8 protein-coding genes are annotated in these 13,592 nt (G+C 46.6%); 7 read left to right on the plus strand and 1 reads right to left on the minus strand.

Features of this window, described 5'->3' with window-relative positions; all coding sequences use genetic code 11:
- Positions 1 to 89 precede the first annotated feature (89 nt).
- Entirely contained in the window at positions 90 to 1,376 is a 1,287-nt protein-coding gene (locus tag NDI48_23765) for a lipid-A-disaccharide synthase-related protein (protein ID MEP0834186.1), read from the minus strand.
- A 545-nt stretch (positions 1,377 to 1,921) separates the two neighbouring features.
- On the opposite strand from NDI48_23765, the gene NDI48_23770 reads away from it, so the two are divergent.
- The 7 genes from NDI48_23770 to NDI48_23800 all read left to right on the plus strand — a co-directional run bounded on the left by NDI48_23770 (position 1,922) and on the right by NDI48_23800 (position 13,524).
- Entirely contained in the window at positions 1,922 to 3,997 is a 2,076-nt protein-coding gene (locus NDI48_23770) for a BamA/TamA family outer membrane protein (protein MEP0834187.1), read from the plus strand.
- Positions 3,998 to 4,375: 378 nt separating this feature from the next.
- Positions 4,376 to 5,146 (plus strand): Uma2 family endonuclease, encoded by a 771-nt coding sequence (locus tag NDI48_23775; GenBank protein MEP0834188.1) that lies wholly within the window; start codon positions 4,376 to 4,378, stop codon positions 5,144 to 5,146.
- Positions 5,147 to 5,419: 273 nt separating this feature from the next.
- Positions 5,420 to 5,992 (plus strand): DUF3611 family protein, encoded by a 573-nt coding sequence (locus tag NDI48_23780; GenBank protein MEP0834189.1) that lies wholly within the window; start codon positions 5,420 to 5,422, stop codon positions 5,990 to 5,992.
- A 524-nt stretch (positions 5,993 to 6,516) separates the two neighbouring features.
- Positions 6,517 to 8,199 (plus strand): protein kinase, encoded by a 1,683-nt coding sequence (locus NDI48_23785; protein MEP0834190.1) that lies wholly within the window; start codon positions 6,517 to 6,519, stop codon positions 8,197 to 8,199.
- A gap of 818 nt (positions 8,200 to 9,017) precedes the next feature.
- Positions 9,018 to 10,952, plus strand: coding sequence for an ATP-binding protein (locus NDI48_23790; protein MEP0834191.1), 1,935 nt, complete (start codon positions 9,018 to 9,020; stop codon positions 10,950 to 10,952).
- A gap of 25 nt (positions 10,953 to 10,977) precedes the next feature.
- Positions 10,978 to 11,373: a response regulator gene (locus tag NDI48_23795; protein ID MEP0834192.1), complete on the plus strand. Its 396-nt coding sequence runs from the start codon at positions 10,978 to 10,980 to the stop codon at positions 11,371 to 11,373.
- An 18-nt stretch (positions 11,374 to 11,391) separates the two neighbouring features.
- Positions 11,392 to 13,524 carry a response regulator gene (locus NDI48_23800; protein MEP0834193.1) on the plus strand — a complete coding sequence of 711 codons (2,133 nt, stop codon included), beginning with the start codon at positions 11,392 to 11,394 and terminating at the stop codon, positions 13,522 to 13,524.
- Positions 13,525 to 13,592: the final 68 nt, after the last annotated feature.

The raw sequence follows: 13,592 nt of genomic DNA on the forward strand, positions 1-13,592 counted from the left end.
TGTAATACGTTGATAACTCATTTCTATTTCCAACTTATTAGAGAAGTCTGGGTTTAATGCTTCCGGAATCATTGAGGACTTTTATAGAGTTAGTCCGTAGCTTTCAATCCCTCAAATCGCTCCATCAAACAGTTTGCAATGCGACATGCTGCTCCCGGTTGTCCCATGCGTTGAAAACCATTATCTGCAATTAACTGTAACCAATCTGGGTCACGTAACAACTGCTGTAGCACACTCGCTACTTTCCCTGGCTGTTCAACCAAAATCAGAGATGGCCCTAACAAGCGAGTTTGAGCTTCGGCAAAGATGGGGTTATATTGTGGCCCTTGTCCGGGCATGGCGATCGCAGGTTTTCCCAACCCGACAAACTGCTCTGTAGCTGTCCCTGCCATGGCAATGGCGCAGTCGCCTTTGAGCAAGCAGAGATTGTAATCATTTTGAGTCAAAATCAACGTGGCATTCTTTTTCGTAAACGCGATCGCATTTTCGTCCTGGAACTCAAGGTTCAATGTCATCGCTGCCAACGATTGCTGACGCCACCCATATCCTTGCAGAGTTTTTCCTAAAAGGTCGAGACTTACAGCCGGAGCGATCGCACCGAGAAACAAGAGCGTTCTCTCCGTGAAAGTATCCAAAAATCCATCCGTGGCTTGCACAATTTGCTGCCAATTGTCATAGGCTTCCGGGACTCTAGAACCGGGTAGAAGCGTCACAACTAGCGATCGCTGCATTTCTTTGAGCTCCGCATTCGTTTCATAAAATACGGGTGCAGGATGCTCTGGAGCAATCCCATCCATCATCGGATTGCCTAAATCAAACGCCGGAATAGACCACTTTTGTAAAGTTTCCGTTGTCAGCTTATCTCTGGGAAACACCGCCTTGCAGCGCCGACGACTCATCAACCAGCGTTCCCAAGGATAATAAACCGAACCAGACCAAGTTTCCGCAAATGAGCGCTTGGGCAACTCTCCAGCTTCATCCCGCACATAATACTCAGATTTAGCCGTACCCACAAACCCATAAGGTGCGCCACTCAACCCCGCAAACAAGAGGGGAACAATATCTCCCACCGCCAAAATGACACCACCTCGTTTACTCCAACGACGAACCGCTTTAAACTGTGACCAAGTGAGTTGCAGTAAACCACCCCGCAAATCTCGCATGAGCTGACGCCCTTCCATATAAATGAAACCCCCGGAAGGCATCGTCTGCACGGTTCCAATGATGGGGATACCGAGTTGGCTATAAGCGCGTCCTTCACCCACTAAAGGCAATGCTGCTAGTTCTGGAGCATTTGGGTGTTTCTGCAATTCTTGCAAAATTCGGACGGCAATCACATCCTCGCCATGACCATTGCTGAGGCAGAGCAGACGCATCATTAGTATCTGGTTAGTCCTTGTATCAACAAAAAATGGCTCCTGACCCGCAGTGGAATTGCACCACTGTAGAAACCTGCATTGTGCAGGATCGCTAGGAATAAATCAATGTCTGTCTTGGCAAGTGGCTAAGTAATTACACTCATCAAAATCCCCCAGAGAAAGGGTCTCACAGAGTGAGAACGTGAGTTGAGCGGGTCAGTTATTTCGGTCACACTGCACGGAGGGTTAGGGAAGAAAGTACAGAACCTAACCTCTGTGAATAGTTTTCAAAGCTTTTAGGGAAAATCTGGGACAAATAGCAAAATGAATCTCAATAGCTTGAGCAAACGCGCTCTGTCGCCCTAGCATTGCCCATCCTACAAGCGCACCGGATGGGATTGAACTCCTCAATCATCCCATATCCAAAATTTTCAGTCAGCGTTGCTGAATGTGGCAGATGGAGTTGTGGCACAACCCTTGGAACTTGTCAATTCCCGCAACGGTCTGGTTAATCAAAAGCAAAGAAAATTGTAACAAAGCTGACTAGCGATGAGGCTAATTTTATGCTAAACAGAATCGTTTTACTTTCTACATTAGCGCTCCTCGCGGCTGGGGAGTTAACCAACCAAGCGATCGCCAATCCAAACCTCCCGAATTCGACGGCGAAACCGACGGCGAGTAACTATGTCGTTCCTGTTGAGGCGTCCCCAGCATCCCAGTCAGCGGTGGCAATTGCTTCACCAGAAGCGTCTGTAACACCTGTATTTTCCCAGTCCAACCCAGCCACTACCAGTAAAACGGTGGCGGTTCCCACTGCATCCGCCTCTCCTCAGCCAGCGAAAACATCGGTTAGCGCCAGCAATCAGGCATCAACAAAACCTACTAACGCTGTTGCCCAGTCCACCAATGGCAACGATCTCGCCGTCACTGCCACCGATGTTGAGGTTAAGGGTGCTACGGAAGAATTACAGCAATTGGTTTTGAACACCATTGGCACTCGTTCCGGCGGTTCAACCAATCAAAGCCAGTTGGAAAAAGATGTCGCGGCCATTCTCAATACAGGTTACTTTGCCAACGCTCGTGTGAGCAAAACCGTTAACCGAGAGGGGTGGAATGTCGTCTTTCAGGTAGAACCGGTTGTAGTGCGATCGCTCCAACTCTCCGGTAACCAGGTTCTCACCTCAGACGTTGCCAACACCATTTTCCAATCTCAACTCGGACAACCGGTCAGTCCCACTGCCCTGCGCCAAGGCTTTGAACAGTTAAGTCAATGGTATAAAGACAACGGTTATGTCTTGGCACAAGTCGCCACCATCCAACCCAACCGCAACGGGGTTCTGGCTGTTGATGTGGCTGAAGGCATGGTTGGCGACATTAACTTCCGCTTCTTGGATAAAGAGGGTAAGCCGACTCAGGGGCGTACTAAGGAAGATTTCCTCAAGCGTGAGTTGAAACTCAAATCCGGTGAAGTCTTCCGTGTGGATGTAGCGCGGCAGGACTTGCAGCAACTGTACAAATTGGGACTATTCGATAATGCCAACGTCTCCCTGAACGGCGATGCTAGACAAGTCGATGTGACTTACGACCTGATCGAACGATCTGCCCGTGGCGTCAATGTGGGCGGTGGCTACAGCCCCAGCTCTGGTTTGTTCGGTACGATTAACTACAAAGACCAGAATTTTGGCGGCGTGAACAAACAGCTAGGGCTGAATGCCCAGATTGGGGCTAAAGACTTCCAGTTTGACGGCAATTTCACTAGCCCGTATCAGGCGAGCAACCCTGATATGCCGGGATATAGCGTCAATGGTTTTAGGCGTCGTGGTATATCCCAGACGTTCGATGATGATTTCCAAAACCAAACGAATGAAGCAGGGAATTATGAGCAACCCCGCGAAGGACAGATTGGCGGTGGCATCTCGTTGAACAAACCGGTGGGAGAGTGGGATGCCTCGTTGGGTTTAAACTACACCCGCACCAGCATTCGCGATCGCAATGGCAATATTATCTCCACAGATTCCTTCGGTAATCCCGTTTCCTTCAGCGGGACTGGTGTTGATGACTTGCTAGCGGTAACGGCTGGAGTTACTAGAGATGAACGGAACAATCCCTATAATCCCACCCAAGGTTCCCTCCTCAGCTTGACGACTCAACAGTCAATCCCGGTGGGGAGCGGCAATATCTTGATGAACCGAGTTCAGGCCAATTATTCCCAATACACGCCCGTTAATATATTGGGTACGAAAGACCCGCAAGTGCTAGCCTTTAACGTCCAAGGTGGAACAACCATTGGCGATTTGCCTCCATACATGGCCTACAACCTGGGGGGTATCAATTCGGTGCGAGGTTATGGTACGGGTGACGTAGCCAGTGGTCGCAGCTTTGTGTTGGCCTCGGCGGAGTATCGCATCCCTGTTTTCAACCCAGTCGGTGCCGTCTTGTTTGCCGACTTTGGTTCTGACTTAGGTTCAGGTAGCAGTGTACTCGGTGAGCCAGGAGTCGTGCGCGGTAAGCCGGGAACAGGCTTTGGTTACGGTGCTGGTGTGCGGGTCAACTCCCCCGTGGGCATCATTCGCGCCGACTACGCCTTTACGGATAAAGGTGATAGCCGACTTCAGTTTGGTTTGGGTCAGCGGTTCTAAGTATTGGGTGGAGTGTGGTGTGATGGTGTAGCCGGATGTAGTCTGGCGGAGAGTAAGGAAGGGGGGATTGACAAATCCCTCCTTTTAACTTAAATATGTGGCAGAAGGCAGAAGGCAGAAGGCAGAAGGCAGAAGGCAGAAGGCAGAAGGCAGAAGGCAGAAGGCAGAAGGCAGAAGGCAGAAGGCAGAAGGCAGAAGGCAGAAGGCAGAAGGCAAACCGGAGCTTTAGTGAGGACAGAAGGGAAAAGATTGACTGGTAAAGGTTTCAGTATTTGACGAGAGTCAAGAGTCGCCTTGGCGACTGCTATAAGTGTCCAAATTAGGCTGAATGCCTGTCAGCTTAATCCAGAATTTAAGAGCTAAAATCCTTGCATCGCTATGGTTCGCCTTCCTGCTCAATCCGATCCGCCGCTCTCACCCCGGCAAACATTGCCGACGATGTATGATTTACCGAGCGAGAACCCGGAGGAACCCGGATTGCCTGACGAGTTTCATTTCTTGCAACCTCTGCTGCTGTTTTTAACGTTTGGGCCTGCGAATTGGAGTGCGGAGCAGGTTTTTGCCGCTTGTGACTTGAATCTCTACTACGATGTCACTCATCCCAACTGGTACAAGCGCCCAGATTGGTTTGGGGTTGTGGGTGTGTCTCGGTTGTATGAAGAGCGAGACTTGCGGTTGAGTTATGTGGTTTGGCAGGAACGGGTCAATCCGTTTGTGGTGGTAGAGTTATTGTCTCCTGGTACGGAGGAAGAAGATTTCGGTCGGACTGTGCAAAAATCCGGGAATCCACCAACGAAGTGGCAGGTTTATGAGCAGATTTTGCGGATTCCCTATTACTTTATTTTTAGCCGTTATACCAACGAACTCCGAGCATTTCATCTGGTTGGCGGTCACTATGAACTGATGACTCTAACGGATGGACGCTTGTTGGTTCCGGAGTTGGAGTTAAGTTTGGGGTTGTGGCAAGGGAGTTTTCGTGAAATTAATCGATTGTGGTTGCGCTGGTTTACTGCTGAGGGAGAGTTGATTTTAACTCCCGATGAAAAAGCGACGACTGCACAGCAACGAGCAGAGTCAGCAGAACAACGAGCAGATCGACTAGCGGCGCGATTGCGAGAATTAGGGGTTAATCCAGACGAGTTGGAGTAAGTGCGATCGCAAAGTATCTCATCAAGGTTCCTGCACTTTCACAATACCCTACACTCCGATCGCGCAAAAAGACCCTTCTAAAGACTGACTTCACTTAGCTAAATATTTAGTACCTAGACAGGATGCGCTAGATTGGCTGTTAGCAAAGCCTCTATTTATCAAGTTTTTACCCCATATTTTTTGCATCAATACTAGCTTTTCACTTTAGCAAATTAGATTAAAGTTAGTTATGGCTTACCCAGCCAAACCATCTCAACCTTAACAAGAACGAATATGTCAAATCAGCTAAATTTCTACTTGCCTGCACCCACTAAACAACGATTTGCAGCTACTTTTCGCGTAGTAAGGCGGATTAGCTTCACCGTACAGTTAGTACTAGGGGCTGTTTCTGGCTTGGCTTTGTTGTTGGCTATATTTAGCCGTAATGTCACTGCCCAAACAACGACGAATCCGGTCATGGGGTTTGGCGTCTTTTTAGGTATTATTGGAATTTTATTGCTGTGCTTCAGGCTCTATTTGTCTTTCCGTTACAGGCGTTTAGCCAAACTTTTACAGTTGCCTAATCGGGAATTACATCCCAAAAAAGAGGACATACTTCAAGTATTAAGCACTGGATTAATCATCAGTTTAATCGGTCTATTGTTAGCTTTTTTTGCATCGGAAGTGACCATTGCTGTCGTAGCAGCAAAAGCTTTAGCAGTACCTCCAGGAGTGACAGCTTATACCTCTATAAATTTCATTCGTCCGTTGGATATTTTTGTAGTGTTGGCAAACGTCAATATGATCGGTGCTCACTTTGTAGGGAGTGTGACTGCACTGGGACTGTTTAACTGGTTAGATCAATAGAAGCGCTTCTATCCATCAGCAGTTTCATAATCATCAGTAAATTCATCGAGTTCGACTACGGTGTCGGAAACTGGACGCAATCCCAACCAGCTAAAGTGTCGATCGCCCATGTAACGCGACCCATGCAAGCTAGCTGCAATCAGTCCATCAGTATTATGAGTGTAGATTGAGTGCCAACGGCTGAGTATCGAACCGGGTGGACAGGTTCTTCCCCTAAAACCGATAAATTAATTAGCTCTGTCTGGTGACTTTGCCGGATGGGGCTTTGTGAGTCCTGTAGAGTCTTTGTACAACTTTGTGTCGCTCGATAGTGGCAATATTTGCATCAACCAACTTCCTGCACACAACCTTGAACATCTCCCTCCATTCTGAGTTAGAGTGAAAAGTTAATTGCCACAGGCTGAGTATATGTGCACAAAACCGAGAGTTTAATTGCGACTTAGGTACGAGTGCGTCTTCTATATCTTAGTGGTTAGACTCTCTCGCTAAACTAACAACCAAAAAGGAAAAACGGTGTGAGAGGTATGAACTTGTTAGTCGGTAAAACCTTACAGGGTGGCAAATATACTCTAGAGCAGGAACTGGGACGCGGCGGCTTCGGCGTCACGTATAAAGCTACCCATCACTACTTGGATCAGGTAGTGGTGATTAAAACCCTCAACGAGTCCCTTCAGCTACACCCAGAGTTTCCTCGGTTCCAGCACCGATTTCAGGATGAAGCGAAAGCTTTGGCGCTGTGTGTCCATCCTAATATTGTCCGCGTTAGCGATTTTTTCGTGGAAGCGGAATGGCCCTACATGGTGATGGACTATGTGGCTGGCTTAACGTTGCAAGCGCTTGTGTTTCCAGGACGCCCCTTGGATGAAGCGACAGCGATTTATTATATCCGACAAGTGGGCGAAGCGTTAAAGGTTGTGCATCAAAAGGGCTTGCTGCATCGGGACATCAAACCAGCCAACATCATCCTCCGTCAAGGCACTCAGGAAGTAGTGTTGATTGACTTTGGGATTGCACGGGGGTTTAATACCGACTCAACACAGACTCATACCAATCTGGTGTCGGATGGCTATGCCCCGTTGGAACAGTATTTAGTTAAAGAAAAGCGCACCCCGGCGTCGGATGTTTACGGTTTGGCGGCAACTCTCTATGCCCTTCTAACCGCACAAGTCCCAACTCCCGCCGTCATTCGCGATCGCCAACCCATGCCAGCCCCCCGCGAACTGCAACCTCAGATGAGTGCTGCGGTGAATCAAGCCATTATGCGCGGCATGTCTGTAGAAGCGCGTTTTCGACCAGCCAATGTGGAGGAATGGCTGTCGCTGTTACCCAACCCGCAGCTTGCTCAAGTTAATGGTACCCCGATCTCCAGCTCCACCCACACCGGCACAACAGCTCCGATCAATGCCCAGCAACTGGCTCAATTAAAGAAAAAATCGCTGTCTTCTCCTCATCTGCCCGTATTGAATCGCTTGGGGGTTCGGGGTATTGCCATGGGCGGAGTGGCTGCGATCGCTACGGGTTTAGTCGCCTTGGGCGCTGTTCAGCATCAGTCTAAGCCTAAACCCCCCACCGCCACACCTACAGCCACTGTTGAGCCTTCCGCCTCGCCCGTTCCTCTTCCCAGTACGGATGCGAATAAGGAGGAGACTTCTACTAGTAATGACGAGACTTCTACTAATAATGACGAGACTCCGCAGAAGTCTACTAAATCGCCATCTCCGGTTCAATCTCAACCCTCTGTGAAGCAGAAGCAGAATCGCTCCTCTTCCTCTACCACTTCTCAAGAAGAACCCGTTCGCAGAACTTACCCCAGAAAATCCTACCGCCAAAAATCAGACCCACAAAAGGAATCGCAATCTACACCTGCTTCGTCATCATCCTCCCGTTCTCAGAGTTCTCGTCGCAAGCGGGTAGAATCACCGTCCAAACCTACCCGTAAATCCTATCCTCCCGTATCCAAGCCGGCTCCGGTGTCCCCACCTAAAGAACCGCAGCCACAAGTCCAAAGGCCATCGGGGCAAACCCAAGCCCCTGCATCTGAGGCACCACTACTGCCACCAGAACCCATCAGTCAACCTAAACCCGTTGAAAACTCAGTACCGCTACCTCCACCGGAAGCCGTACAGCCCAAGAAATCCGCACCAAATAATGCTAGTGGTGACAACCAGAGCAGCAGTGGAGAAGATGCTTCGGGAGGTATTAACTAAGATTAGTACCCTGATATCTTGCACCACAACCTATGTATTAAACTGTCGCGCATCTAACTTGCACAGGACTTACGCTACTGTCACACGCGAGCGTCAGTTTGACTTATGCCAGAGTGATGCTTATAGCGGTTTGCATTTAGATGAGGTACAAGGCTGAGAGTTTTAAGGCAGAGGGCACCGGAGGAGTTCTGTGGATACGAGCTTTGCGGCATTGACAAGGTTTAATGCCAGTTAATGGCTTGAGTTCTCTGTGAAACTCCTCAATTCTGAGCGCGAAGAGCACACACCTCTTACACGACATTCGTCGAATCTTGAGTTAAGTCATTAGTAACGACAAATTCTGTTCTGTCGGTAGAGATTTTTTCCCGGAATAGCTTCACTTTTTTTGTCTATCCATTAAGTCTGTGTCAAAAGGCAAAACCTGATAGTAGATAAGGCTTTGCCTCATCTCCAACACAGGCTATAGCTTACTTTTGCCATCCCCATTTAGTCGTAGATTCGGTAATCAATTATCCAAAATTGTCCGGTTTCGGGATTGATATCATGTCCGGTCAAACACCCTTAATAAAAATGCCTGAAACCCTTGTTTTTATAGCATTGTCATAATGGACAATTAATAAAACTTGATATGGCATCAACACAGCCTGTCCTGTTGAACTCCTAGATACCTACCGCAGTGAGCTTCTCGCCATATCTCTTACTTCATGGGGTTGGCGATCGCATGTGACAGATGCGTAACTCCTGAGGCTGTCAAATAACTTGACGATCGCCAGCCAAACTCTTTAATTTGTAGCTAACCTCGCTCTCTGGAAAATACTATGTCAGCCAAAATACTAGTTGTAGATGATGAGTCAGACTTAGAACCCCTAATCTGCCAAAAATTTAGACGGAAAATCCGGCAAAAAGAAATTGAATTTTTTTTTGCTCACGATGGGTTAGAAGCACTCTTACAGCTAGAAGCCCAACCGGATATCGATATCGTATTGACGGATATCAATATGCCCAAAATGGATGGGCTAACGTTGCTCACGAATCTTTCTGAACAATATCCCACGATCCACTCTATTATTATTTCCGCTTATGGGGATATGGAAAATATCAGAGCGGCCATGAATCGGGGTGCATTTGACTTTTTAATGAAGCCGCTCAATTTGCAAGATTTAGAAATTACGACGAACAAAACTCTGCGACATGTGCAGCACATGAGAGAGATGCAACAAAAAGAGCGTTTAGCTCAGCAAGCTCAAGCTGAATTATTGGAACATTTACAGCAAGAAGTTGCCGAACGTCAACGGGTTCAAGAGGCATTACGGGATAGTGAAAAAAGGCTCACGCAATTTTTAGAAGCGGTGCCAGTTGGCGTGTTTGTAGTTGATGTGAGTGGCAAAACTTATTACGCCAATCAGACGGCTCAGCAGTTACTCGCCAAAGAAATTGCAGCCGATGCTACGGCAGAGAAATTGCCGGAAATTTATCAAGCTTATATGGAGGGAACCGATCAATTATACCCTAGTGAGCAACAGCCACTGATGCGAGCATTGAACGGCGAAAGAACAACCACCGATGATATGGAACTCCACCAAGGCGATAAGATTATCCCCTTGGAGGTTTGGGCTACGCCAATTTTTAATGAACAGAGTCAAGTTGTGTATGCTATAGCGGCTTTTCAAGACATTACAGAACGCAAAAAATCTGCCAAATTATTAGCTGAATATAATCGCACCTTAGAAATTCAAGTCCAGCAACGTACCCAAGAACTCTCACAAGCTCTTGAGCACCTGAGAACGACTCAGGAAGAATTGATTCAATCCGAAAAAATGGCAGCTCTTGGGCAATTGATCGCTGGCGTTGCTCATGAAATCAATACCCCACTGGGAGCCATTCGTTCCTCCATCGCCAATATTGCTGATTTTTTTAATAATAACCTAGAACAATTACCGATTTTTTTACAAAATCTATCTAAAGAACGTCAGCCAGATTTTTTTAATCTGGTGTCTAAATCAAGTCAAAAAACGGATGTTTTATCAAGTCAAGAAAAACGAAAAATAAAAAAACAATTAAAGTATCAGCTCCAAATTTATGCCATAAATAATGCCGATAGTCTCGCCAGTATTTTGGTCAATATTGGTGTTGTGGGAGATGAGATTCACCCTCTTTTGCCCTTGTTACAAGACCCTAATAGCCCAACAATTCTCAAGACTGTCTATGATTTGGTGAGTGTCCAGAAAAGTACCCGAACCATCAGCACCGCAACCGAACGTGCAGCCAAAGTTGTGTTTGCGCTGAAAAACTATGCTCGTTATGACTACTCGGGTGAAAAAGTACAAGCTAATATTACAGAGGGCATTGAAACCGTATTAACTCTCTATCATAACCAAATTAAACAAGGTGTGGAATTGAGGAGAAACTATGAACCATTGCCTCTGTTATTGTGCTATCCTGATGAACTCAATCAAGTTTGGACTAATCTAGTTCATAATGCTCTGCAAGCAATGGACTACAAGGGAACTTTAAGAATTGATGCTATCAAGCAAAATACCAATCTGATCGTTAGTATCACGGATAGTGGTCAGGGTATTTCTGCGGAGATTATGCCAAAAATATTTGAGCCATTTTTTACGACTAAACCCCTAGGGGAAGGCAGCGGATTAGGATTAGACATTGTCAAGAAGATTATTGAAAAACATCAGGGTTCGATTTCAGTAAACTCGGTACCGGGTAAAACGACTTTTACCGTATCATTACCTCTATAACCAACGAATAAAAGGGAAATTAGCGATGCCTAAGCCAGCAATTTTATGTGTTGACGATGAGGTAGTCATATTGGAGAGTCTTGAGATAGAACTCCGCAGAGCTTTTGCAGATACTTATCTCTATGAATTTGCTGAAAGTGCGAATGAAGCCTTAGAAATTATTGATGAATTGGTTGAAGACAAGGTAAATATATTAGCGATTGTTTCGGATTGGTTGATGCCTGGAATGAAGGGAGATGAATTGCTGGTAAAAATTCATCTAAAATATCCCCAAATCATTACAATTATGCTAACGGGTCAAGCGGATGAAGAAGCCCTAAAGAGAGCCAAACAACAAGCTAATTTACATACATATTTGCATAAGCCTTGGCAGACTGATGAATTAATTAAAGCCATTAATTCAGGTCTAAAAAAGATATAAGTATTTCTTGATTAAACCATGAAGAAACCGATTATTATATGTGTTGATGATGAACAGACAATCCTGGATAGCCTGGAAATCGAGCTGGAAAAAAGCTTGGGCGATGAATATCTGATAGAAACCGCCGCCGGAAGTGAAGAAGCTTTAGAGTTATTGGAAGAATTACTAGATGAACAGTATGAAGTTCCTGTAGTCATTTCCGATTATCTCATGCCCTATATTAAAGGAGATGAATTATTAAAACGTATCCATGCCCTGTCGCCCAAAACCCTGAAAATTATGCTGACAGGGCAAGCCGATTTGGAGGCTGTGGGAAATGCGATTAAATATGCCAAGTTATATCGTTATATTGCCAAACCCTGGCAGTTTGAAGACCTTAAATTAACAGTTCGAGAAGCCGTCAATAGTTACCTTCAGGAAAAAAAACTAGACCAGCAAACTATGCAACTCCAGCAAATGAATCAGGAGTTGGAACAATTAAACACTTCTTTGGAACAAAAAGTCGTTGAACGCACGGCTGAATTAGCTAAAACCGAGACCGAATTGCGCCAATCAGAAGCCGCGATGCAGGAGGCGAAAGAAGCTGCTGAACGAGCCAATCGCGCCAAAAGCCAATTCCTCGCTAATATGAGTCATGAACTCCGCACACCCCTCAATGCCATCCTCGGTTTTACCCAATTGCTCATCCGTGACTCCTCCCTGACTATTGAGCAACGGCAATCGATCGAAATCATCAATCGCAGTGGCGAACATTTACTTGAACTCATTAATGACGTTCTGCAAATGTCCAAAATCGAGGTAGGTAAGGTAACACTCGATCAACAAAGCTTTGATCTATACCACCTGTTGGACAGTTTAGAAGCCATGTTTCAGTTGCCCGCTCAAAAGAAGGGCTTACAGTTAATTTTTGATTATGCCCCAAGTCTTCCCCGATATGTGCAAACAGACGAAAATAAGTTACGTCAAGTCTTAATCAACCTCCTCGGCAATGCTATCAAATTTACAGCATCCGGAAGTGTTACCTTACGAGTCGGCAGGAAATTTAAGGTTGAAGGTTCTCATGAGTTGCCAGTTGAAAAGTTGAAGGTTGAAAGTTATTCACCCTCTTTGAACCTTCAACCTGTAACCCTTTATTTTGCAGTAGAAGACACTGGTCCTGGCATTGCACCCGAAGACCTAGATCTTATATTTGAAGCCTTTACACAAACTGCAACCGGTCGGAAATCCTCGGAAGGAACTGGCTTAGGTTTACCCATCAGCCGAAAATTTGTGCAACTGATGGGGGGGGACATTACCGTGAGTAGCATGTTCGGGAAGGGAACTATTTTTCAGTTTGAGGTTGAGGTGAGTCTCAGTTTTGCCACTGAAATTCCTTTCCTTCAACCCACTCGTCGAGTCATCGGCTTAGAACCTGGGCAACCCAACTATCGCATCTTGGTGGTTGACGACGCCCCAGAAAGTCGCCTGCTCCTGGTTAAACTCATAGCAGCTTTGGGCTTCTGCGTGCAGGAAGCCGTCAATGGGCAAGAAGCCTTGGAGCAGTGGAACACGTTTAAACCTCACTTGATTTGGATGGATATGCGAATGCCCATCCTGGATGGGTATGAAGCCACCCAACAGATTAAAGCCAGGGAGAAGGAGAGAGAGAAACAGGGAAAATTCAGCAATCCCTCAGCGCCAATCCGCAAAACGGTGATCATTGCCCTTACCGCCAGTGCCTTCGAGGAGGAACGTCACCTGGTTGTATCCGTAGGCTGTGACGACTTTGTGCGTAAACCCTTTCGAGAAGAAGTGATTTTTGAAAAGATGGCTCAATACCTGGGTGTGCGTTATGTCTATGAAGAGTTACCTGCTTTGGGACGCACCGAGCAAATTGCCGTCCCTGGAGGACTGGAAGACAGCAAATTGGATTCATCCTTTGTTCTACAGCCTACTTCTTTCCAAGTCATGCCACTGGAGTGGACGGATAAGCTGTATGAGGCGGTGAATTCGGTGGATGATGAGGCAATTTTTCGGCTGATTGAGCAAATCCCTCCTGCTGATGCCCCTTTAGCCCAATCGATAGTCGGCTTGATCAAAGGCTTTCGTTATGATCGTCTGATCGATTTGATGGAAGCGGCAGGAATTCGGACACTGGAAGATAATCACTGATAAGGTGTCCGGCAATAGAACCATAATATGTGGAGTTGCAGTAGGGGCACGGCGACAGTAACATCCCG

It is taken from the genome of Microcoleus sp. AS-A8 (assembly GCA_039962225.1).
Taxonomy (GTDB): domain Bacteria; phylum Cyanobacteriota; class Cyanobacteriia; order Cyanobacteriales; family Coleofasciculaceae; genus Allocoleopsis.